Origin of the sequence: Streptomyces sp. NPDC006259 (genome assembly GCF_042870975.1) — a bacterium.
GTDB lineage: Bacteria > Actinomycetota > Actinomycetes > Streptomycetales > Streptomycetaceae > Streptomyces.
Genome location: NZ_JBIAHY010000005.1, coordinates 373,944 through 395,777, shown reverse-complemented (window position 1 = coordinate 395,777; position 21,834 = coordinate 373,944). Strand labels below are relative to the sequence as shown.

General features: G+C 69.8%; 20 protein-coding genes. 9 read left to right on the top strand and 11 right to left on the bottom strand.

The features are described 5' to 3' along the window. Positions 1 to 153 precede the first annotated feature (153 nt). From ACFYO5_RS22465 to ACFYO5_RS22445, 5 genes are all read left to right on the top strand, one after another. Positions 154 to 1,137, top strand: a complete 984-nt coding sequence (locus ACFYO5_RS22465; protein WP_388711290.1) for a GNAT family N-acetyltransferase — start codon at positions 154 to 156, stop codon at positions 1,135 to 1,137. 352 nt (positions 1,138 to 1,489) lie between these two features. Beyond that, positions 1,490 to 1,909 (top strand): CBS domain-containing protein, encoded by a 420-nt coding sequence (locus ACFYO5_RS22460; protein ID WP_388711288.1) that lies wholly within the window; start codon positions 1,490 to 1,492, stop codon positions 1,907 to 1,909. 1,473 nt (positions 1,910 to 3,382) lie between these two features. Then, entirely contained in the window at positions 3,383 to 4,219 is an 837-nt protein-coding gene (locus ACFYO5_RS22455) for an alpha/beta fold hydrolase (protein WP_388711285.1), read from the top strand. Further along, entirely contained in the window at positions 4,212 to 4,796 is a 585-nt protein-coding gene (locus ACFYO5_RS22450) for a WHG domain-containing protein (RefSeq protein ID WP_388711282.1), read from the top strand. Before ACFYO5_RS22455 ends, ACFYO5_RS22450 begins: the two co-directional genes overlap by 8 nt. 109 nt (positions 4,797 to 4,905) lie before the next feature. Continuing rightward, on the top strand, positions 4,906 to 5,322 hold the full coding sequence (locus ACFYO5_RS22445) for a hypothetical protein (protein ID WP_388711279.1): 417 nt from the start codon (positions 4,906 to 4,908) through the stop codon (positions 5,320 to 5,322). A 168-nt stretch (positions 5,323 to 5,490) separates the two neighbouring features. Here the strand turns inward: ACFYO5_RS22445 and ACFYO5_RS22440 are convergent, their stop codons facing one another. The 4 genes from ACFYO5_RS22440 to ACFYO5_RS22425 all read right to left on the bottom strand — a co-directional run bounded on the left by ACFYO5_RS22440 (position 5,491) and on the right by ACFYO5_RS22425 (position 8,122). Then, entirely contained in the window at positions 5,491 to 5,910 is a 420-nt protein-coding gene (locus ACFYO5_RS22440) for a hypothetical protein (RefSeq protein WP_388711276.1), read from the bottom strand. Positions 5,911 to 6,103: 193 nt separating this feature from the next. After that, positions 6,104 to 6,598 (bottom strand): GNAT family N-acetyltransferase, encoded by a 495-nt coding sequence (locus ACFYO5_RS22435; RefSeq protein WP_388711273.1) that lies wholly within the window; start codon positions 6,596 to 6,598, stop codon positions 6,104 to 6,106. A 307-nt stretch (positions 6,599 to 6,905) separates the two neighbouring features. Then, entirely contained in the window at positions 6,906 to 7,415 is a 510-nt protein-coding gene (locus tag ACFYO5_RS22430) for a hypothetical protein (protein WP_388711270.1), read from the bottom strand. Positions 7,416 to 7,783: 368 nt separating this feature from the next. After that, positions 7,784 to 8,122 carry a thioredoxin family protein gene (locus ACFYO5_RS22425; protein ID WP_388711267.1) on the bottom strand — a complete coding sequence of 113 codons (339 nt, stop codon included), beginning with the start codon at positions 8,120 to 8,122 and terminating at the stop codon, positions 7,784 to 7,786. 293 nt (positions 8,123 to 8,415) lie between these two features. Between ACFYO5_RS22425 and ACFYO5_RS22420 the strand changes: the two genes are divergently transcribed. Then, on the top strand, positions 8,416 to 9,924 hold the full coding sequence (locus ACFYO5_RS22420; protein ID WP_388711264.1) for a DUF4246 domain-containing protein: 1,509 nt from the start codon (positions 8,416 to 8,418) through the stop codon (positions 9,922 to 9,924). Positions 9,925 to 10,074: 150 nt separating this feature from the next. On the opposite strand, the gene ACFYO5_RS22415 is transcribed toward ACFYO5_RS22420, so the two are convergent. Both ACFYO5_RS22415 and ACFYO5_RS22410 read right to left on the bottom strand, forming a co-directional pair. Further along, positions 10,075 to 10,614, bottom strand: a complete 540-nt coding sequence (locus tag ACFYO5_RS22415) for a GNAT family N-acetyltransferase (protein WP_388711261.1) — start codon at positions 10,612 to 10,614, stop codon at positions 10,075 to 10,077. A gap of 167 nt (positions 10,615 to 10,781) precedes the next feature. Continuing rightward, positions 10,782 to 11,588, bottom strand: coding sequence for a nucleotidyltransferase (locus ACFYO5_RS22410; protein WP_388711258.1), 807 nt, complete (start codon positions 11,586 to 11,588; stop codon positions 10,782 to 10,784). A 369-nt stretch (positions 11,589 to 11,957) separates the two neighbouring features. Between ACFYO5_RS22410 and ACFYO5_RS22405 the strand changes: the two genes are divergently transcribed. The 3 genes from ACFYO5_RS22405 (at position 11,958) to ACFYO5_RS22395 (ending at position 17,440) form a co-directional block, all read left to right on the top strand. Next, positions 11,958 to 12,557 carry a cadmium resistance transporter gene (locus ACFYO5_RS22405; RefSeq protein WP_388711255.1) on the top strand — a complete coding sequence of 200 codons (600 nt, stop codon included), beginning with the start codon at positions 11,958 to 11,960 and terminating at the stop codon, positions 12,555 to 12,557. A gap of 327 nt (positions 12,558 to 12,884) precedes the next feature. Beyond that, positions 12,885 to 15,800, top strand: a complete 2,916-nt coding sequence (locus ACFYO5_RS22400; RefSeq protein ID WP_388711253.1) for a glycosyl hydrolase 115 family protein — start codon at positions 12,885 to 12,887, stop codon at positions 15,798 to 15,800. Positions 15,801 to 16,384: 584 nt separating this feature from the next. Beyond that, a complete protein-coding gene (locus tag ACFYO5_RS22395) occupies positions 16,385 to 17,440 on the top strand; it encodes a GDSL-type esterase/lipase family protein (RefSeq protein ID WP_388711251.1) in 1,056 nt (351 codons plus the stop codon). A gap of 124 nt (positions 17,441 to 17,564) precedes the next feature. Here ACFYO5_RS22395 and ACFYO5_RS22390 read toward each other — a convergent pair whose 3' ends face one another. From ACFYO5_RS22390 to ACFYO5_RS22370, 5 genes are all read right to left on the bottom strand, one after another. Beyond that, the gene (locus ACFYO5_RS22390) at positions 17,565 to 18,119 is read right to left on the bottom strand and encodes a hypothetical protein (RefSeq protein ID WP_388711248.1); all 555 of its coding nucleotides are present in this window, start codon (positions 18,117 to 18,119) and stop codon (positions 17,565 to 17,567) included. A gap of 323 nt (positions 18,120 to 18,442) precedes the next feature. Beyond that, positions 18,443 to 19,405 carry an alpha/beta hydrolase family protein gene (locus ACFYO5_RS22385; RefSeq protein ID WP_388711246.1) on the bottom strand — a complete coding sequence of 321 codons (963 nt, stop codon included), beginning with the start codon at positions 19,403 to 19,405 and terminating at the stop codon, positions 18,443 to 18,445. A 573-nt stretch (positions 19,406 to 19,978) separates the two neighbouring features. Further along, a complete protein-coding gene (locus ACFYO5_RS22380; RefSeq protein WP_388711243.1) occupies positions 19,979 to 20,281 on the bottom strand; it encodes a putative quinol monooxygenase in 303 nt (100 codons plus the stop codon). A gap of 88 nt (positions 20,282 to 20,369) precedes the next feature. Further along, positions 20,370 to 20,609 (bottom strand): GH32 C-terminal domain-containing protein, encoded by a 240-nt coding sequence (locus ACFYO5_RS22375; RefSeq protein ID WP_388711240.1) that lies wholly within the window; start codon positions 20,607 to 20,609, stop codon positions 20,370 to 20,372. 125 nt (positions 20,610 to 20,734) lie between these two features. After that, on the bottom strand, positions 20,735 to 21,697 hold the full coding sequence (locus ACFYO5_RS22370) for a carbohydrate kinase (protein WP_388711237.1): 963 nt from the start codon (positions 21,695 to 21,697) through the stop codon (positions 20,735 to 20,737). Positions 21,698 to 21,834 lie beyond the last annotated feature (137 nt).

Below are 21,834 nucleotides of genomic sequence, written 5' to 3'. Positions count from 1 at the left end.
ATGATCAAGTACCGCACCGACTGACGTCGACCCGGTTTCCTGGCTCACGCTCGCGCCCCTCGACGGCATCGGCTCAACCTCACTGACCGTGGCATGACGACTGCGGCCTGAACAGGGTGGCGGGCCTCGCCGGAAGTTCGAGATCATCCGACCATGTCGGATGACGCTCCAGGACACATGCTTCCGGTCGGCTTCGGTTTCCGGCCGTATCGCGGCGACGAGGACCACGGTCCCATGGCCGCGGTGCGGCTGGGTTGTGCCGAACGGGACCGGATCGACGCCCACTCGGTTGTGGAAGGGGTCCCGACGGCGGCCGAGATCGCCGAAGCCTCCGCCAAGCTGGAGGAGCCGTTCCTGAACCAGATCCTGGTGGTGCACGACGGGAGCGTCGTCGGCTACTCGACGATCCGGTGGTGGCAGGAGCGGGACGACACATGGCTGTACCTGCACCGCGGCTTCCTCCTGCCCGGACAGCGCCGTCAGGGCATCGGCTCAGCCATGTTGTGCTGGGCCGAGCAGCGGATCCGCCGGCTCGTCGAAGAGCATGGAACGGCCCGATCGGCAGTGATCGGCGCGAACGCCACGGCCTCCGAAGAGGACGCCACGGCGCTCCTGCTCGCAGCCGGCTACCGACGTGTCTTCAGCCTGGTCGAGCTGGAACTGGGCGATCTCCGGCAGCTGCCCGAGCTGGGCGGCGAACCGCCGGCCGGGATACGGACGGGGCCGATCGGAACAAGCCACTACCGTGCGGCCTGGAGAACGGTCGTCGATTCGTATGCGGACACCAGTTTCACTCAGAGGTGGACTTTTCAGGACTTCGTCTCGACCGCTGACCCGGCATGCTGGAGAGCTGCGTGGGACGGGCAGGACATGGTCGGCGTCGCCCTCTGCTCCATCCGCCGTCCCCACCGCACTGTGGGCGAGGTCGCGGAGCTGAGTGTCCGGACGGACCGACGACGCCTAGGAATCGGCCGGGTCCTGCTGCTGGACGGGCTGCGGAGTCTTCGGGAGCAGGGGGCGACGACTGCGCGGCTGTTCACGGGCACGGCGAATCCGCACCGGTCCTACGATCTCTACGAGAGTGTGGGGTTCCGGCGGCAGAACGAGTACGTCCGCTACCGCAAGCCGCTTGCTTGATCAGCCGGTCGCTTCGTCGTCGACCGGGTCAAGGAACTCATCAAGTACAAGGGCTTCCAGGTGGCCCCCGCCGAGCTGGAGGCGCCGCTGCTCACCCACCTTGAACCGTCGCTCACACCCGACATCTCGCGCCCCGGAGGCGGTGCGACCGGCTTGGGTCGACCTCCATCGCCTCCGCGGCGGACGCCCGTGCCGAGCGCGCGGCATTCCTGCGGGTGCCTCGTCGCCGGCGGGCTGGAGCGAATGCGGTCGACGTGCTGCGGATCGGAAACGGGTGCGAGACCCTGCCCGTCGGGTACTCGGCCGACGCAGCCCAGGAGGGCCTCAGCACAGGAACGAGAAGGGAGGCGCCATGAGTCAGCATGTACGTGACATCATGACCAGCCGGCTGGTGACGGTCGAACCCCAGACGTCGGTGACGGCGGTGGCTCAGAAGATGCGTGACGAGGACATCGGAGCCGTCCTGGTGACCGAGGGCGACCGGTTGCGTGGTCTGGTCAGCGACCGGGACCTTGTGGTGCGGGCCCTGGCGGAGGGTGGCGATCCGGAGCAGAAGGCCGTTTCCTCCGCCTGTAGCGACGACCTCGTCACCGTGACTCCCGATGAAGACCTCGACCGTGCGGTGGAGCTGATGCGTGAGCACTCCGTTCGCCGCCTGCCGGTCGTTGAGGACGGTCACCCCGTGGGCATCGTCTCCCTCGGCGACATGGCGATCGAGCGGGACGCCGAGTCCGCACTCGGCGACATCAGCGCGGCCAAGTCCAACCAGTAGCGTGCATGAGTCAGTCAGAGGTGTCGGGTAGGCGTCGATGACGGGTACGGGCTCGCGACGAGACGCACCGGGCTCCTGATGCGGCCGCGACCACTCCCCGCCCACGCGCCGAGCACCGAGCACCGAGCACCGAGCACCGAGCCAGCCTGGTCTCCGTCCGAACCCCCTGACCAGGCTGGTTCAACGCGCGTCGCCCACGTGACGGGTTGCCCGGGAAGCGGTCATCATCCGATCGGTCGGCGATCCAGGCGTGAACGCGTCGGTGTCCGGCGGCCGGCTGCCGGAACCGAACCGATGACGCCGGACCGACGTCCGACGCCGGCACCGCTCGACGCCCCTCCGTCCACGGCGAGCGCGCATCGCGGTTACCCGGGAGGTCGTACCGGCCGCCGGCGCGAGCCGCGCCACGTGCCTTTCCCCCCCAGACTCCCGTGAGGCCGGCTCGCTCAGCGGGCCGTCGGTCGCGCGCCGCGCCTGTTGCACGAGTCGAAGGACCGGGCACGTTCTCTGCCGGGCGGGCCTTCTGTTCGGCCGGCGTTCTCGCGCACGCGTCCTGTTCCCTCTCCCTCCCGCGATCGACGGCCTGGGCCTCAAGGTCGCCTTCCCGGATGAGGCCGACGCCGATGGACGACAGGCCCGTGGTCGCGCGCCGGCGGATGCAGCCCCGCGCGGCCATCGCCACCGGGTACCCGACTCGCCAGGAACGGGCGCCGCTCCGCGCAACGACTACTCCCCCGGTCGGCAAGGGGTGCCCACCGGTCAGCGACCGCGCCTCAGTCGATCGACCCAGCGGCCAAGACCTCGTCGTGAGCGTCCAGGACGCGGCTGAAGCGGCTGACGATTCTCCGCGCCCGCCTGGCCGGCTTCGCCGACGCTCCGCCTCCAGTCATCGTCAGGCGACAGCATCGGCGCCTTGCGTTCCGCTTGAGCTTGGATCTCGACGTGAGATTCGTGAGAGGTGACACGGAACGCCTCCTCGTAGGAGGCCAGGGCCGCACTCACAGCTCCGCCGGCCGGACCTCGGCGACGCATACGTGATGCCAGCCACCCGAAGGCGCCCAGGACACCGATCAGGATCAGGAACGGTAGGAGCGCACCCATGGCCGCGAGCCTACTTGGCGATCCCTGACACCCCTGCTGATCCCAGCCACAGCCGTCGCTACGGCGCCGAGGCCGGATCAACGTATGTACGACGAACCGGAGTTGCGTGACGTGATGTCCCGGCCGAAGCAGTGGGCCGCTCAGAGCTGACCGCCCCTGCGCCGTTCCCACCATCACGGGAGCGACGACGACGCAGAGCCGGTCGAGCCGCGCGTCAGCCCATTCCCTGTCACTCCACCCCGAACCGAGCTGACCCTTCCCCCCGCGCCCTCACCTTGCGCCCGGCCGGAGTTGACACCCTTGGCTATTCCCCTTAGCTTTTGGCTAGTCGCATTAGCTTGTAGCTACTGCACTTAACGAGCAGGAGATGTCATGGCTGAGTTCGTCTCCGTCCCGGGCGGCACCATCGCCTACGAAACCGCTGGAGAAGGCCCGCTGGTCGTCCTGGCCCACGGCATGGGGGACAGCCGCACGGCGTACAGGTTCGTCCTGCCGCGTCTGGTGGCGGCGGGGTACCGAGTGGCCGCGGTCGACCTGCGGGGCTGTGGCGAGTCGAGCGCGCAATGGCCCTCCTACTCGCGCACCGACATCGCGGGCGATCTGCTCGCGGTGATCCGCCACATAGGAGGCGGCCCGGCCGTCCTGGTCGGCCACTCGATCTCCGGCGGCGCCGCCACCATAGCGGCCGCCCAGGATCCAGGCCTGGTCAAGGGCATCATCGAGCTGGGCCCCTTCACGCGCGCGCAGTCGATCAAGCTCGGCGACTTCCGCTCGCAGAGCTACCGCAAGGGTGCCTTCCGGCTGCTCGGCTCCAGCCTGTTCGGCAGCGTGGGACTGTGGTCCCGCTATCTCGACCACGCCTACCCGGGCCGCAAGCCGGCCGACTGGACCGACCGGCTGGCCGGCATCAAGGCGATGCTGGGCGAGCCCGGCCGGATGCGGGCGATGCAGAAGATGGGGCAGACGGCGCCGACCGACGCCGGCGCCCAGTTGGGCAACGTACGGTGCCCTGCCCTGATCGTGCAGGGCTCGCTCGACCCCGACTGGGTCGATCCGCGCGCCGAGGGCGCGGCGATCGTGGCCGCGATGCCGGCCGGTGTCGGAAAGCTCGCGGTGGTCGAGGGTGCCGGCCACTACCCGCACGACCAGTACCCCGAGGAGACGGTCTCCCTCATGCTGGCCTTCCTGGAAGCACACGCCCGTGCCTAGGGCGGGCCTCGACACGAGCGCCGTCGTCGCGGCGGGAGCGGCGCTCGCCGACGAGGTCGGTCTGGCGGGCCTGACCATGGGTCTGCTGGCCGACAGGCTCGGCGTACGGCCGCCGTCCCTGTACAAGCACGTCGGCTCCCTGCACGAACTGCGGCACGGCATCTCCGTCCGGGCCAAGCGCGAATTCGCCCATCGGCTGGCCCGGGAGTCCGTCGGCCGTTCCGGTCCGGACGCGGTCCGGGCGTTCGCCGACAGCTACCGCCGCTGGGCTCTGGAGCATCCCGGACGCTACGCCGCCACCGTCCCCGTGCCGGCGGCCGGTGACGAGGAGGACCGCCGCGTCAGCGAAGAGGCGTTGCAGGTCCTGCTCGACGTCCTCGCGGGTTTCGGCCTGCCCGACGCGCGCGTGGTCGACTCCGCACGGGTACTGCGATCAGCACTTCACGGGTTCGTCACCCTTGAGGGCTCCGGCGCCTTCGGGATGCCCCACGACGTCACACGGAGTTTCCACTTCCTCATCGACACCCTGATCGCCGGTTTCCAGGCCGACTTTCCTGATCATGCCTCCGAAGGATGAGATGACCGCCCCCGATCCCTCCCCGTCCACCCGACAGCCTGTGAACGGGAAGACTCCGGCCGAGCCGCTGCTCGAGGCGCCCTTCGCCGATCGAGGTCAGGAGGCCGCCGTGAGCACCGTGAGGACCAGGACGCAACGGCCGCCGGGACACGACTACGTCCGAGGCGGCATACGCGTCGCCGGGGAGGTGACCGCTTGGGTGTGCACCCCCTGGGCCCTGTGGCCGCACTCCGTCCCGCTGGCGATCGGCGCCGTCCTGCTGCTGATCGGGCTGCCTGCCGTCTTCAGCACCCCGGGCGACCGGCCCGGTGCAGACGCGCCCGTTGCGGTGCCGGGCATCGTCACCGTCCTGCTGGTCGTGCTTCACCTGGTGGCGGCGGCAGCCTCCGCGTGGGCGCTGTGGGGGACGTGGATCGGCGCCACGGTGACTGTCCTGTGCCTGGTCGTGCCGTTCACCGAACTACCCCGCTGGCGAGCCCTGTTGAGCACGCCCCGCCATCAAGCCGGGCGCCCAGCACGCCGGTGACCGCGGAGACCTTGGCCTGTTCCGCACCACGGGCGCGCCCTGCCCCCGCTCCGCGCTACGGGCACACCTATGGGCCCCTCCCTTGATGGTCCGCGTCGAGGTCCACCCTAGTCAGCACGCACCCGGACACCCTGCCCACGAGGATGACCGGACGCATGGGGGAAGCGCTCAGCTTCTTCGTGTTCGGTACATGAGGGCCAAGCAGACGGTGGAGCAGGCCACTCCTGCGAAGAGCAGGGGCGAAGTCCAGAACCACACCGCTTCGGTGTCGTGGCCACCGGTCCAGTGACAGGTGATGGACGGGGGGAAGCTGTCCACGCTCACCCGTGTCAGGCCGAAGTCCCGGCCGGCATCCATGTACACGCCGTCGCCGGTCTTGTCCCCGCACACGTCGAGCGGGTTGGTGAAGGCGAGCCCGTAGACGGTTCCGGCCCCATATGCGGCGATCGCTGCTGCGATGCCGATCACAGCCCAGCGGGCCGGCTGCGAGGGCCTCCGCCTGGTCACCCACAAGGCGTACGGGAACGCCCCGACGGCGAACAGGAGGAGTGTGATCGCGGGCGGGCCGAAGAACGCGAGAAGGGACACTTGGACGTCCTGACGTTACTTGGAGCGGCGGAACCGGTCCGCGCAGGCGTACGGCGCAGGTGCGCCCTCAAGCTGAAGACTCTGCCGTAGTCCCTTCCGACGCCGCCAACAGAGGGGCGATCAGAAGGTCGTGGTCTGATGACCAGCGGTGGCCTCAGCCTTCCCGCAGCCGACCCACGAACAAGATCAAGGCCTATGGCTGGAGGTCACGCTGGTACCAGGTGCCCGACGTGCCGCCGAGATCGGCCGGGTCCGCCGGGCCGACCGGGACGAACCCGGCCTTGGTCAGGACCTTCTGGGAAGCGGCGTTGGCGTGGGAGGTGGCCGCCCGCAGTGTGCGCAGGCCGTGCATCACTGTCGCCGTGCGGCACAGCTCCCGGACGGTCGCGGTGGCCACGCCGCGGCCGGCGACGCGCTCCGCGACCCGGTAACCGAGTCTGGCAGTGCCGTCCTCCAAGTCGTACAGGTTGAATCTGCCGTGTACCGAGCCGTCCTCGGCGACGAGCACGTAGAAAGCGCAGACGCCGGCCTCCTGCTCGGCCAGGGCGGCGCTGTACACGTCGGTGAACCGGTCGAAGAAGTCGTCGCCGCGGTCGGGGACCGAGGCAGCGAAGTAGGTGCGGTTCGCCAGCTCGAAGGCCAGGACCGCCGGGGCGTGGCAGGCGTGCAGCGGCTTCAGCTCGGACATCGCCCGACCCTACCCGGATCACGCGCGGAGGCCACGCGGGTTTCCGCCAGTGGCTCATCTGCCCGTCGAGCACGGTCCGTCGAGTCGGATCCATGACCGGCTTCTCCGGTGGCAGCGGAACGGCGCCCGGCACTGGCTCCTCCCCCGGTTCCCGTCCTTGGCCTTTCGCCCCGGTCGACCACCCGGAGCGGCATGCGGTCGAGTGCGGGATCGACCGCTCAGGCGGCACCGCGCCGTGGCCTTCCGGTACGGCGAACTGGAGGTCCGCTACGAGGCAACCGTGCTGGTCGCGGCCATCAGCGCATGGCTATGACCCTGTCTCGCGCGTCATCACGTAGGTGTTCCCGATGTCGGGATCTCCGTAGAAGAAGAACAGCTTCAACCCGTCCTGCTGATCGCGGTCCACGTAGAACGACCACGCGTAGGTCGATGAGGGTTCAGGGGTCGAGGTGGCAGTGGCCGTCGCAGGGATACGTCTCTCCACTCGTGTCCGGGCTGTCAGCGCGAGCCGGACGACCTGTCCCCCGTCGGCGTCGGTCAGTTGCCAGGTTCCCGTACCGGAAAGACGCCAACCGTCCTCGAAGTCGAAGTCCTGCCCGTCGAGCTTCTCGAAAATCGCCGTTCCATCGTCGCGAAGCACCACCCGGGTCCCCTCGACGTTCTCCCAGCCCCCGGCGATTTCGGCCTTCGTGGCGTCATGAAGCCCTGTTCCCTCGTAGTACTGATAGGGATTGGCACACGCCGTCAGAACAGCCCACACCACCATGAGCACGCCGAAGACCGCCCCGCGCGCACGCAGCCCACTTTCGCCCGCCACCCGGGCCTCCCGCCCTCAGCCCACCTCGCCCAACCGGTAGGAGTGGGCCGCGGAGGGACACCCTGCCAGATCTATTGAACGTGTTCAACAGTGCGGCTGGGGGTGCGCGCGCCACTCCCGGCTCGCGTGTTCAGCGTCGCCCGCAGCCTCCGATGAGCATTGCGGACCGGGTCTTTCCTCTACCCCTGGGTCTGTCTCACCTTGCCCAGCGGCGCCGACCGCTGGGCCCGCTCGCGGTCGCTCTTGGTGCACGGCGTCCGTCCGCCAAGCGGCCGCAGGTGGTGACGGTGGCCGGGTCCCCACTCACCTGCGGGGCCTGCACCGATGGCGCCGAACCCGACTCGGCCGCCGACAGCCGACCGTGCCGCTCAGAGGTGGCCGTCCAGGAACTCCCGTACCTCGGAGATGGTCATAGGCCCCGTGCCGTGCGCCACCACCTCCCCCTCCTTCAGCAGGACGTAGGACGGGGCGCCGGTGACGCCGTATCGCTCGGTCGCGGCCGGACAGCGCGTGATGTCGGTGCGGACGGCCGTGAGGCGGCCCGCGTAGTCCTCGGCGACGGCACTCACGACGACGTCCATCGCCCGGCACGGCTCGATCGCCTTGGGCCAAGTCCCGGTGAAGTAGGCGAGGATCGGCACTCCGCTCATCCCCAGGATGAAATCGAACTCCGCGTCCTCACGGGGTTGATGAAGCAGCTTCGCCATAGAAGATCCTGACCTCGCATTCCGTCATTTCAGGTCCATCATCCCCCGCGCGGCGTGACATACCGGCCCGGCGGACGGCGGGCTGAATCTTCGGTAGGGAGGGACAGATCCGGCCGCGTGCGGGTCCTGGTCGTCGAAGGGGCGCGTCCGGCCGCCCCGGGCCTGGTCCGTGAGGAACTGGTGCGCTCAGCGGAGCGGTTGCCGAGCCGGTGAGGACACGGACCACGGCGGCGGTGTCAGTCCGCTGAAGTATCCTTCCCGCCACCGCACATCGACTGGGAGGACCAAGAAAATTGACTGGCCTGTCCGCTTTCCCGCTGCCGTTTCACGCTTCCGGGTTCATATCGTTCGCAACACCCCGAACCCTGCGGGAACTTGAAATGATGCAGTGCAGCTCGCTCATTCGGGCGAAGCCGCGGTGGTTCGACAAGATGAACGATGCGGACATCGTCGCCAGGTGGACGCGAGAAGCCGCCGCCCAGGGCCTCACCGAAGCGCAGATTACCTACGTGCTTGCCGAACTCCGCTACTACGCCGCGCTGCGGGACGAACGAACCGGCGTCGAGGTGTCCGCCGTCGACGGGGTGTGGCAGTCGGACACACTGGTCGACGACGCGCTCAGATCCCGGCTGCGCGAGGCGGTCCGGGTTCTGGAGCAGGTCCCCGTAGCCGAACAGGACTGGCATCCCGGATCCGACGGCCAGGTACTGGATCTGGTTCATCCCTCACTGTTCTGTCTGGTGAGAGAGGTGAGCGGTGCGCCCGAGAGGGCTTGGCAGAACCCGACCAACCGCTACTCGAAGTACGAATTCTCCGAGCAGTTCCAGTGGCTTCCCACGGACGTCGACATCAGTGACGACGGCGAGGTCACCTTCCGTTCGTACGTCAACAACGTCCATCCCGAAACTCATCGCGAACTGGTCTCCGTACTGCCGGACTTGTTCGCCTCCATGCGCCCGCTGCTGGAGAACGTGCTCACCGATCTGCGCCACCCGCGGCCTTTGCGGATCGAGGCAGATCCCTACGGGTGGTACGCGTCGCAGCCCGAGTATCCGGACAGAGCCTCCTACGGTGATGACGGGGCACACGCTGAGGCCGTCCGTAAATGGGAGGAGGAACAGGACGACTGGTGGGAGAACCGCCGCCCGGTCATCCCGGACGCCCCGGCCTTCACCCGGCCCGAGTCGCCCGATGAGTCCGCCCGAGTCGACCTCCGGGGCCGCCGCCTCCAGGTCATCGTCAAGCTCGCCACCATTCACCTCACTCCGGACAAGCCCGAGTACCCCGGGGGTTCCTGGCATGTCGAGGGGATGATGAACGAGCGGATCGTCTCGACGGGCCTCTATTACTGGGACAGCGAGAACATCACCGAGAGCCGCCTGAGTTTCCGTGCCGCACTCGACGACCCGTCCTACGAACAGAACGACGACAACGGCCTGCGCGAGGTCTACGGCCTGGAGAACGAAGACGCACTGAACCAGATGCTGGGTTCGACATCGACCCCGGCGGGCCGCTGCCTGGCCTTCCCGAACATCCTGCAACACCGCGTCAGCTCATTCCGCCTGACGGACCCCACCCGTCCGGGACATCGCAAAATTCTCGCGTTCTTCCTGGTCGACCCGTCGGAGACGATCGTCTCGACCTCCGACGTGCCACCGCAACAACCCTGGTCCGACACCTCGACCATGACACTCGAACAGGCCAGGAACTACCGCGAACAACTCATGCGGGAACGCAAGTTCTTCGTCGACGAACACAACGAGCAGCTCTACGAACGGGAATTCTCCCTCTGCGAGCACTGAACCCTTCTGCTCCGAAGCGGTCCGATCCACTCCAGGCCTGAAGGTGACACCCGCATGACCGAGGCGGAAGCCGGGATTGCGGGCCGCTCGTGCGCGGACGGGCGAGTGCTCCACGGCGGTTCCGTCGTCGCCGGCGGTCCCGTCGCGAAGTCAACTTGAGGGAGCGACCGGGAACCACATGCCGAGCCACTGCTCGGCGCCCCAAGCCTCGAACCGCTCCACCTCGGTGAAGCCCAGTTTCGCCGCGAGACGCATGGAGCCGACGTTGGCGGTCTGGGTGGTGAGCACCACCGGCTCGCCGGGAAGCGCTCCGGCGAGCCAGCCGAGTGCCGCCGCGCACGCCTCGGCGGCGTACCCGCGTCCCCACGCCCGCGGCAGGAACAGGTAGCCGAGATCGGCTTTCCCCACGGCAGCCGGGCGACGGTGCCCCGTCGTTCTCCTCAGCAGGATCTGGCCGATCATCGACCCGTCGAGATCGACGACGAAGCTCCCGGGCCACCGTTCGGGAGTTCCGGGCATCTCGCGCTCGAGTTCGTCTCGTGGCCGGGGACCACCGAGGTAGGTGTGCACCTCCGGCGACGCCAGCAGCTCGATGAACGTCGCACGGTCCCGGGCCTCGGACTCGCGAAGCACGAGCCTCTCGGTCCGGATCGGCTCAGGCGGCCAGGCCACGGCTCGCAGACCTTCCATCCGCGTACGCTAACAGGCCACTCACGCAGGGCCGTCGCCCGGCACCGGGCTGGGGCTGGGGCTCACTACCGTGCCGCGTCACGCGACGGCCGCAAGCCCGCGGTGGACACGGCCGCCGGGCACATCCGCGTGGTGGTGAGAAGGGCGATCACGGTGTGGGACGCCTGTCAGGGACGCGGAGCCTTCTCGCCATGCACGGCCGTGTACTCGGCCGCGAGCCAAGGGCCGAGGTCCTCGATGAGCCGCTCCAGCACTGCCGGATCGGGTGAGGGCACACGTCCGGTGGACGCGGCGAGACGCATCTGCTCGCCGCGCTCGGGGTAGTAACGGCCGAAGAGTTCGGCGGACTGCTCAAGGTCGCTGGTCCAGCCACCCCAACGGGGCATGATCAGGGTGAAGCCGGTGCGGACGAGGCGACGACCGACGAACCGGCTGAGGGTCCGGCGATCGGCGTCCGTCTCCGCCTCGTCCGCTTTGGCTCGCCAGCGTGGCAGCACGCGGGCAAGGTCGCCGTTGGTCTCCCGCGCGAGCAGGGCTGTGGGGCGGTACCGGGGCAGTTGTTCCGCGAGGTCAGGACCCAGCAACGGAGTACAGAGACACGCGATGAAGAACCCGCCGTCGTGCCGGTCGACCTCGCTGAGCAGGAACCGCGCACTGGTCAGCAGGATCCCGACGCCGTCGATCTGCGGGAACGCGCGGTCGAGCGCGGCCTCGACGGCTCTGGCGTCAGCGCGGTCGCCTTCGGTGGGCTCCCCGTGAAGGGCGAGCTGAAGGTCGAGGTCGGAGACTCCGGGGGTGGCCGTGCCACGAGGGATGCTGCCGTAGAGGTAGGCGCTGTGCAGGCGGGTACCGTCGAACGTCTCGGTGATACGAGCGCGGGCGGCCTCGACGACGGGAACGAACCCCGCCGGCACCCGGTCCAGTGCGCCTTCGCGGGCGATCGTCCCGTCGGGGTCCAGTCCTCGTTCATCCATGCGGTTACTGTGCCTTGCGCTGTGACCTGCTGCCGAACGGATTTCCGCGACGGTGCGACGTCCGGGACCCGTACCGCCCACGCATCCGCCGGCGAGAGGCGCGGCACCGGCTCTCCAGGATCGACCGACGCGAACCTGCCGTCCTGGTTCGTCCCCGGTCCGCAGGCGGGGTACCGGCGCGGGCGTGCGTCGTTCGTCAGGTGTCCGGTCTCGTCACTGTGGACGGGCGGGCTCGCACGCGTACGGCACGGCTCTCATCGAGCCGCCTGCCGTGTCGGTCGGCGCGCGGTTCTCGACGGCCGCGCGCGGGGCTGGGTCGGCGCCGGGATACGGTCGCCGGGTCGCGTCGACTGAGAGGACCTCGCTGCTGTGGATCTGGGCATCATCGGCCGGGCGGCAGGCCTGTTCGCCGTCACCAACATCGACGACATCCTGATTCTGGCCCTGTTCTTCTCCCAGGGCGCGGGGAACCGTGGTTCCACTCGGCGCATCGTGTGCGGGCAGTACCTCGGGTTCGCCGCGATCCTGGTCGTTGCCGTCGCTGCCGCTTTCGGTGCGACCTTCCTGCCCGAGTCCGCGATCCCCTACCTCGGTCTCCTGCCGCTCGCCCTCGGTCTCAAGGCCGCCTGGCAGGGGTGGAAACACCGCGGCGACGAGGACGACGAGGGGTCCGTGGCCGAGGGAGGCGGCCCCGGTCCGTTGGAGGTGGCGGCGGTCACCTTCGCCAACGGAGGCGACAACATCGGCGTCTATGTCCCCGTCTTCGCGACGGCCGGCGTCGGCGGCATGAGCGCGTACGCGGTCGTCTTCCTCGTCCTGGTGGCGGTGTGGTGTTTCGCGGGGAAGTTCTTCGCCACCCGCCCTGTCGTCGCCAAGGCACTCAGTCGCTGGGGCCACATCCTGCTGCCCGTGGTTCTGATCGCCCTCGGACTGCTCATCCTCGTCGAGGGCGGTGCCTTCCGGCTGTAGCCGGGCCACGGCAGGCCCCCTTCCGCGCGGGCCGTTCGGACAGCGCGCCGGATGGGTGCGGGGAGAGCGCGGTCGTCTGGACGCCCGGTCGGGCCTGCCCTAGGGTGCCGCACGGTAAGCGCTTTCTGTCCTGCTCATGCCAGCGCATCGGAAAGGTAGTGCCTCGTGCCGCACAACGAGTCCCCCGACGAACCGCACAGGCCGGCGCACGACAGGCCTGACGGGCTGACGCACGACGAGCCCGACAGGCCGACGCACGACGAGCCATACGGCCGGTCGCGGGGCGAACAACCGCGGTCGTGGACCCGAAAGTCGTTCCTCCGGGGCGTGGCGGCCGCCGGAGTGGCCCCCTTGCTCCCCGGCGCGCTTCCCGCCGCCGCGCATGCCGCACCCTCCTCGGACCGGTCCGCCTTCCCCCTGGTGCACGGCGGTGTCGCCGTCGACCTGTTCGTGGACCCGGCGGACGACCCGGCCGTCATCCGCACGGCCGGCGATCTGCGGGCGGACGTGGAACGGGTCAGCGGGGCGAAGCCCCGGCTGCTGCACACCCTGCCGAAGAAGACCGAGCACCTGGTTCTCATGGGCACCATCGGCGTGAGCCCGGTCATCGACCGGCTCGTCGAGGAGGGCCGCCTGGACACCTCCCGGGTGAAGGGCCGCTGGGAGGCGTCGGTGACCCAGGTCGTGGACCGACCGCTGCCGGGGGTGGAACGCGCCCTGGTGATCGCCGGGAGCGACCGGCGTGGCACCGTGTACGGCATCTACGACACCTCGGAACGGATCGGCGTCTCGCCCTGGTACTGGTGGGCCGACGTGCCCGTCGAGCACCGCGACACGGTGACGGTCCCAGCCGGCCCTCTCAAGCGATACGAGCCGTCGGTCCGATATCGGGGCATCTTCATCAACGACGAGCAGAACCTGACCACTTGGTCCCGCCGCACCCAGGAGCCCGACAAGAACATCGGCCCCGAGACGTACAAGCACGTCTTCGAGCTGCTCCTCCGCCTCAAGGCCAACTACCTGTGGCCGGCCATGCACCCCTACTCCGACTTCTTCAACAAGCACCGCGAGAATCCCGAGCTGGCCCACCAGTACGGCATCGTGGTCGGCTCCAGCCACCCGGAGGCCGTACTGCGCAACGGCGTCCACGAGTGGGAGCCCTGGGCCGAGGAGCACCGGGGCACGGACGGCGGTCCGCCGGTGTACGACTACACGGTGAACCCCGGCGTCATCTCCGCGTACTGGCGGGCGCGGGCACGGGAGAACGCCGCGTACGAGAGCAGCTGGACGCTCGGTATGCGCGGTCTGCACGACAGCGCGCTGGAGACCCGCCACGCCACCACGATCCCGGAGAAGGTCGTGGTCATGAACGACATCATCGCGGACCAGCGCCGGATCCTCGCCGAGGAGGTCGGCGCCGCCGTCACGCCGCAGATCTTCATCCCGTACAAGGAGGTCCTGGAGCTGTACAACGCGGGGGTCCGGGTCCCCGACGACGTCACCCTGATCTGGCCGGACGACAACCACGGCAACATGCGCCAGCTGCCCGACGAGGCGGAGCGACGGCGCCCGGGCGGCAACGGCATCTACTACCACCTGTCCTACTGGGGCCGCCCCAGAAGCTATCTCTGGCTGGACACCACGCAGTTGAGCAAGGTGTGGCAGGAACTGCGCCGGGTGTACGACCATCGGGCCGACCGGATGTGGATCTTCAACGTCGGTGACATCAAGTCCATCGAGCACGGGCTGTCGTTCTGTCTCGACATGGCCTGGGACGTGGACCGCTGGGGGCCTGACAACGTCGAGGAGTTCCTGGTCGAGTGGACCGGGCGGCAGTTCGGCCGGCGCCACGGCAGGGAGATCGCCGCGATCCGTACGGAGTACTACCGTCTCGCGGCGGAGCGGCGTCCGGAATTCATCGACCGGGGCGTCTTCTCGACGGTCCAGCACGGTGATGAGGCGGGGCGGCGGCTGGCCGCCTACGAGAGCCTGTTGGAGCGGACCCGGACGCTCGGCGCCAAGCTGCCCGGCGCCTACCGGGACGCCTTCTACGAGCTGGTCGAATACCCCGTCCACGGCGCGTACTTGATGAATCTGAAGTACTACTGGGCGGACCGCAACGCGCTCGCCGTCCGGCAGGGGCGGGGAGCCGGGACGAACCGCTTCGCGGATCTCGCCGAGGCCGCCCACGCCGATGAACAGGCGATCACGAGGCGCTACAACACCGAGATCGCCGACGGCAAATGGGACGGCATCGTCAACCCCTACCCCTCGCAGATCCCCAAGGCACCCGGCCGCCCCGGCGTGTCCCGGGTCGCGGCGCAGGACACGTCGGGGCTGGGCGTGGCCGCCGAAGGGAACGACACCGGGGCCGACCTACCGCTCTCCTTCTCCTCCTACACCCGCGACCGGCGCTTCGCCGACGTCTTCAACACCGGTTTCCTGCCGTTCGACTGGAGCGCGACGACAAGCAGTCCGTGGGTCCGGCTGAGCGCTTCGGGCGGCACGATCACCGACCAGAAACGGGTGTGGGTGGAGATCGACTGGGAGCGGATGCCGGAGGGCTCGCACGAGGCGACGGTGACGTTCACCGGTGCCGGCGGCAGCGTCGACGTACCGCTGCGGGTGCGGGCCGACGGGGAGCGGGCGCGCCGACGGGCTCGGGGATACGTCGAGTCGCACGGGTACGTCTCGATCGTCGCCGCCCACTTCGACGGCCGGGTGGCGCGCGGCGGCGCGCATTGGCGGACCGTGCGGGGGCTGGGCCGGCACGCGGCCGCGGTGGAGGCGGTGCCGTCGACCGCGCCCCCCGTCACCTCGGACCACCCCACGCGGGCACCGGAGTTGCGGTACCGGGTGCGGTTCACCGGAACCGGCACGTTCCCGGTGACCGTCTTCCGTCTGCCGTCCCTGGACGAACGAGGACAGCGCCGGGTGGCCGTCGGCCTCGACGACGGTCCGGTCACCGTCCTGACGGGTCAGGCCGTGGCCACCGGCAACCGGGGCGACGCCTGGGCCCGCAACGTGGAGGAGGGCATCGAGAAGCTGACCGGAACGGTGACCGTGACCCAGCCCGGTGAGCACGTCCTGCGCCTGTTCATGGGAGACCCCGCGATCGCCGTGGACCAGATCGTCGTCAACACCGGTGGCCTGCCGGTCAGTTACCTCGCCCCGCCGGAGAGCTACCACCGCTTCCACAACCCGGATCCCGTCTTCGGTCCGGCACGACCGGACAAGGAGTAGGCGCGACCCGTAGGCGGCCGGCTCATCGGCGACCGGCGCATAGGGCGGCCTTCCGGCCGACGGTCGACGCGTAATCGGTCGACGGGCCGGAACACCGAGCCGAGGCCGGTGCGCGTGCCGAGGCCTATGCGCGTGCCGGGCCCGGCGCGCGCATAGGCTGTCGCGTCGTCGGCGCCCTTCCTGGCCCGTCAACCCGGGACAGAGAGGTACCCGGCTCCCGTTCGAGTCGGGTTGGCCCGGCTGATCTCCTGCGGTGAGCCGTGGCTTTCGGCGGCGGGGTGGGCGTGCCGGGAACGCAGGCGGACGGCACGCCTGGGTTCCGGCGCTCGGGTCGGGCGCCGGCAGCACAGGCACCGAGGGCCGGGTCCGTCCGGGACGGGTCCAAGTCCGTCCGGGTCCGGGACGGGTCCAAGTCCGTCCGGGTCCGGGACGGGTCCAAGTCCGTCCGGGTCCGGGACGGGTCCGAGTCCGTCCGGCATATTGACGGGTCACCGTCAACGGTGGCTTGATGGACCGGCAGACCTTGTGGGAGCGCTCCCACAAGGTGGACCGCACTCCTGCTCCCCCTTCAGGAAGGACACACCGTGCGCAGCAGACACCACTCCCTCGTCGCCGCATTCCTGACCTGCCTGCTCGCCCTCGCCGCCGGTTCAGGCCTGGCCGCCGCCCCGCCCGTCGCCGCCGCCGCCGAGTCCCCGGTACGCATCATGCCGCTCGGCGACTCCATCACCGGCTCCCCGGGCTGTTGGCGCTCCGTCCTCTGGAACCGGCTGCACGACGCCGGTTACACCGACATCGACTTCGTCGGCACCCTGAACGCCCAGAGCTGCGCCCTCACGCACGACGCCGACAACGAGGGCCATGGCGGCTTCCAGGCCACCGCCACCGCCGACCAGAACCTGCTGCCCGGATGGCTGGCGACAACGGCGCCGGACATCGTTGTCATGCACTTCGGCACCAACGACGTCTGGAGCAACATCGCACCGGACACCATCCTCGCCGCGTACACGAAGCTGGTCGGCCAGATGCGCGCCAGCAACCCGGCCATGAAGGTGCTGGTCGCTCAGCTCATCCCGATGAACCCGAGCAACTGCGCCGAGTGCGCCACTCGTACGGCAACCCTCAACCAGCGCATTCCGGCCTGGGCCCGCGGCATCAGCACGGCGCAGTCGCCGGTGACCGTCGTCGACCAGTGGACGGGCTTCGACACGGCCACCGACACCTACGACGGCGTCCACCCCAACGCCTCCGGCGACGCCAAGATGGCGGCCCGCTGGTACCCGGCGCTGTCCGCCCTGCTCACCCCGGGCACTCCGGGGGACCCCGGAGACCCCGGAAGCGGTGGCTGCTCGGCGTCCTTCCGGGCGGTGTCGGTGTGGCAGGGCGGCTACCAGGGCGAGGTCAAGGTCACCAACACCTCCTCCACAGCGGCGATCCGTTCCTGGGCCGTGACCCTCACACTCCCGACGGGCACCCAGCTCACCCAGGTCTGGAACGGCGCGCCGACCGGGACGACGGTGCGCAACACCGGGTGGAACGGCACGGTGGCGGCGGGGGCGAGCACCACCTTCGGCTTCCTCGCGAGTACGCCGACCGCGCCGGGCACGCCCTCGGTGACGGCCACCTGCTCGGCGGCCTGAGAAGGCCGGCCGGCGGCAGGACGTGCCGATCCCGTCCGGCTGGGACGTGACGGTGCTGTCGGCCGACGGACTTCGCCGAGTCGATGCCCGGGTCGACTCGGCGTACGGCGGGCGGACTGGAGGCCTACCCGACTTGTGCCCGGCGCCACTCCACTTCCTCGGCGGTCATCGGGGCATGGATCCTGTATACGTCGCCGACCCTCAGGCGTTCCGGCGTGCTGTACTCGCCATAGGTACCTATGACGGAGATGGCCACGAGGGAACCCGGCTGCCAGAACGTACGGAAGTACGGGGCGTTCGCCCGGAGTTCGGGAACCTCCCGAAGGGGAACGCCGCGCCGCACGAGCAGGCGTTGCAGCTTCTCGAATCGCAGCCTGGGCGTGAACCGCCCGTACCGGGCGCGGAGCACGCCGTCGACGAGGGTGCGGTCCCGATACGCGAGCCGGTGCACCTGCAGGGAGAAATGATGACCCGACCACGGGTGGTCGGCGCGGGCTCGGTCCCAGTAGAACTCGACGAGGCCGTAGTCACGGCACATGGTGTGGCCGCTGTGACTGTTCTCGGCGAAGTCCGGTCCGAAGACCTCGGTGGCGTGCTCGGGCGAGTCCCCAGGGCGTACGCCGAGCACGGCGCCGGCGGTGACGACGTCCACGTAGAACGCCAGAGAGTGCGGAGTCACAAGACAATCCTCGATGTCGCGTGCCCCCGCGTGAGGTGGGGGCGATGCCACTGAGGGTACGCACCACTCATACCACCCTGCATGAGAGTTGACCGGGCCCAGCCGACGCGGCACCGTCCCTACACGCCACGCCACGCCGCCCGCTCCAACGCCTCCGGACCTCCGCGCCTCCAGGCCGACGTGTTGTCGACCGGCCCGAGTCGCGCCGCCGTACACCTACCGCTGCCGTACACCTACCGCCGTCGGCCACCAACCTGCCGGCCGACCCCGTGCGCCGACCGCGTCGACCGTCCCGATGTGGGACCTGCCGGGCGGGGAATGGCTCACTTGGACTCGACTCGTCCCATCGGATGGGCGTCGGCCGTCAGTGCCTCGCACGCGGCCTGCCACGTGGGGGCACCGGCCTGAAGCCGGGTGCGGAGGTAGGCCGCGGTGAGCCGGGCCAGAACGGCCACTCGTTCGGGGTTCTCGTCGGTGGTCTCGGCGGCGTCGTATCCGGCGATGCCGCCGAGTCCGTGGCCCGCGCCGAACAGGGTGAGCAGGGCCTTCGGCCCGGGGGCGAGTGTGTAGGGGTCGGCGTGCCAGTCCGGCCCCATGTCCGTGAAGTGCCGGGAGTCGTCCTCGTCGCCGACGACGACCAGCGCGGGTGCGGCCATCGTGGAGAAGTCGATGGTCCGGAAGACCGGCAGCGCGTCAGCCATCGGTCCGTTGAGGACGTCGCCCCTGCCGGGCGCGGCGAGCAGCACCCCGGCCTTGATCCGGGGCTCGAGAAGGCTCACGACTCCCCCTTCGTCGGCATCGGTGACCCGGGCACCGAGCAGCAGGCTGGAGGTGAAGCCGCCGAACGAGTGCCCGGCGACGGCCACCTTGGCATGGTCGATCCGCCCAGCGAGCAGCGGCACGGCCTTCTCGATCATGTCGAGTCGGTCGAGGATGTGCGACATGTCCTCGGAGCGCGAGCGCCAGAAGAAGGGTGCCCCGGGGGCGTCCGCGACCAGGTGGCTCAGCGTCCTGGAGGTGAGGTGGGTGGGCTGGATGACGACGAATCCCTGGGCGGCCCAGAGGTCGACGAGCGGCGCGTAGCCGTTGAGCGAGGAGAGGTGGTGCGAGGGGCCTTGACCGTGCGAAAGGAGGATGACGGCAAGACCGGTTCCGGTCGCGGGTGCGGTGACGCGCACCTGGAGGTCGACGGGACGTCCCGGCACGGGAAGGACGACGGGGCTGAAGGACAGGACCGGGACGGGCGTCCCCGAGGCGTCGGCGCTGGTGATGGTGGAAGTGCTCACGATGTGCGTTCCCTTTCGGCGGCACCTGCCGTCCGCCGGTCTGCTGCGACCGGCGATTGGCGAGGGGCATGGCGGGTGGACGTCCCGCTGCGATCGACCCGAAGCGGAGCGACGTTCCGTTTAGTATCCGGAACAGCGCTCCGCTTTGTCAATCGGGTCCGGCGACGCCCTCTCCGCCCCGCCGCACGCCTATCTCCCCGGTCGTCGGACGAACCGACGGCCACCTGCGCCGATCCGCTCCCCGGTGCTCCCGCGCCGCCTCCGGTCGCCACTCGGAGGTCGGGTTCCGTTCCTCCCCCCGGGGCGACCTCGGCGCCGCGCCCCCAGGTGGTCGCGTACTCCTCCAGCAAGCGGGGTTTGTCGATATCGGCGAAGAATCCGCCGGCCGGAGGCCGCCTTCCGTGTTCGAGGATGCGATTCGGCAGTCCGCGCATCCCCGAGGAGGTGAGACCCGTGAACGCAGTATCGATGTGGGTAATAGCCGGCCCCGTGATGCCCCGTCCGCAGCCGGACGGGGCGCTTCCCTCCTCCTCGACTCCCGCGGCGGTGAGAGGGGCCCGTGCCGGCGGCCAGCTACGGACGCACGGCGACCGCGCTCAGGAACGTCAGTACGGAGGCGTCCTCTTCGATCAGCGGGGCGAGGGCGGCGTTGAACGGGCCGCCGTACGGAGCGTTCAGGTGTGCCTGGAAGGCGTCCTCGTCCCGGTACACCTCGAAGATCCAGAAGGACCGCGGGTGGGCCGCCTTGGTGTAGACGTCGAAGGTGATGTTGCCTTCCTCCTGACGCACTTTCAGGGCGTAGTCGCCGATCAGGCGGGCGACCTCGTCCCGCGTTCCCTCGCGGGCGGTGAACTCGGCGAGCAGGGTCTTCTTCACGTTCTCGTGTCCTTGTCAGTCATGGGTGGCGGTGGTGCGCGTCAGTTGTGAGCCGAGCCGAGGTGCCGGACGACGACCTCGTCCGGCCTCACCGAGTCGTTCTCGGCGCAGACCTGCGCTCTCCGGCTGGGGCGCCGGGGAAGATGTGGTCGGTGATCGCGGCCTCGCCGCTGCCGCCGAAGGCCTCGGCGGACTGCCGGTCGACGAGGCTCCTGAACTCACCTTGCCGTTCCCGGCGTTCCGGAGCGCCTGGACGCCAGGGAACGTGCTGTCGAAGTCGACGGCGCCGGAGTGGGTGCGTCGACGTACAGCTTCCCTCGGGTGTCATCGTCGACCTGTGTCATCGATGACATCCTCTGGGCCCGATAATGAGCGCGACGCGGCGCAAGCGTCAACGGTTCGGGCGGAAGCGCCCGCCTCAAGGGCCCGCCCGTCCGCCCGCCCGCCCGTCCGTCAGGCGCCGGCGGCGGTCGTGAGCCGTGCCAGCTGGTCCTGCCACGGCGGATTGGGACCGGCGACCGAGCAGGTCAGCGCCGCGACCCGCGCGGCGAACCGGCAGGCTTCCGCGACGTCGTCGGGACCCAGGTCGGTCAGCCGGCCGCCCAGGAGGCCGCGGGCGCCCAGGTGATGCAACAGGCCGGCCGTGAAGGAATCGCCCGCGCCGACCGTGTCGACCACCCGCGTGGCCGCCGCGGGCACGCGCAGCCGTTCGCCGTCGAGTGAGGCCAGGGCACCGCCGGCGCCGAGCGTGATCACGACGAGCCGCACCCCCGCGGCGTGCCAGATGTCGCACGCCTGCTCGGGCGGGGTGCCCGGGAGCAACAGTTCCAGGTCGTCCGCGCTGAGGCGCAGGATGTCGGCGAGACCGCACCAGGACGCCAGCCTGGAGCGGTAGGCGTCGGGGTGCACCAGCAGCGGCCGGACGTTGGGATCGATGCTGATGGTGGCCCGCGGGGCCGCTCCCGCCAGGAACTCCTCCACCACCGCCCCGCCGGGCTCACGGACCAGCGCCAGCGACCCGGTGTGCACACAGACCGTCCCGGAGAGATCCACCCCTGCCAGTTCGGCCGAAGTCCACTGCCAGTCGGCCGTGTTCTGCGCGTGGAAGGAGAACGCGGCCTGCCCGGCGGCGTCCAGCTCCGCCACGGCCAGGGTGCTGGGCTCGGCGGCGGACACGACGTCCGCCAGGTCGACGCCGGATGCTTCCAGGTGGGCCCGGAACAGGCGGCCGAACACGTCGCCGGAGAGCCGGGCCAGGAAACGGGCCGAGGTACCGAGTCTGGCCAGGGCCACCGCCGTATTGGCAGGTCCGCCGCCCGGCAGCACCCGCAGGGCGAGTTCGTTCGGTGCGTTCGCCGGTTCGGTGAAGGCGTCCGCGACGCACTCTCCCAACACGGTGATCTGGCGCGGGCTCATGGGCTGCTCTCCCTCGGAAAGGCTTCGGAAAGGCTCTGACGGGCTCGGACAGGCTTCGGAAAGGCTCGGGAAGTTCGGGCAGGGCCGCCGCGTCGGCACGGCCGCTGAGCAGCCGCGCGGCGACGACCGCCACGGAC

Excerpts from the sequence above, each read along its gene's own strand:
- ACFYO5_RS22370 (WP_388711237.1), bottom strand. The coding sequence starts at position 21,697 with ATGAGCCCGCGCCAGATCACCGTGTTGGGAGAGTGCGTCGCGGACGCC.
- ACFYO5_RS22410 (WP_388711258.1), bottom strand. The coding sequence starts at position 11,588 with ATGGATGAACGAGGACTGGACCCCGACGGGACGATCGCCCGCGAAGGC.
- ACFYO5_RS22460 (WP_388711288.1), top strand. The coding sequence starts at position 1,490 with ATGAGTCAGCATGTACGTGACATCATGACCAGCCGGCTGGTGACGGTC.
- ACFYO5_RS22375 (WP_388711240.1), bottom strand. The coding sequence starts at position 20,609 with ATGACACCCGAGGGAAGCTGTACGTCGACGCACCCACTCCGGCGCCGT.
- ACFYO5_RS22435 (WP_388711273.1), bottom strand. The coding sequence starts at position 6,598 with ATGTCCGAGCTGAAGCCGCTGCACGCCTGCCACGCCCCGGCGGTCCTG.
- ACFYO5_RS22415 (WP_388711261.1), bottom strand. The coding sequence starts at position 10,614 with ATGGAAGGTCTGCGAGCCGTGGCCTGGCCGCCTGAGCCGATCCGGACC.
- ACFYO5_RS22465 (WP_388711290.1), top strand. The coding sequence starts at position 154 with ATGTCGGATGACGCTCCAGGACACATGCTTCCGGTCGGCTTCGGTTTC.
- ACFYO5_RS22425 (WP_388711267.1), bottom strand. The coding sequence starts at position 8,122 with ATGGCGAAGCTGCTTCATCAACCCCGTGAGGACGCGGAGTTCGATTTC.
- ACFYO5_RS22455 (WP_388711285.1), top strand. The coding sequence starts at position 3,383 with ATGGCTGAGTTCGTCTCCGTCCCGGGCGGCACCATCGCCTACGAAACC.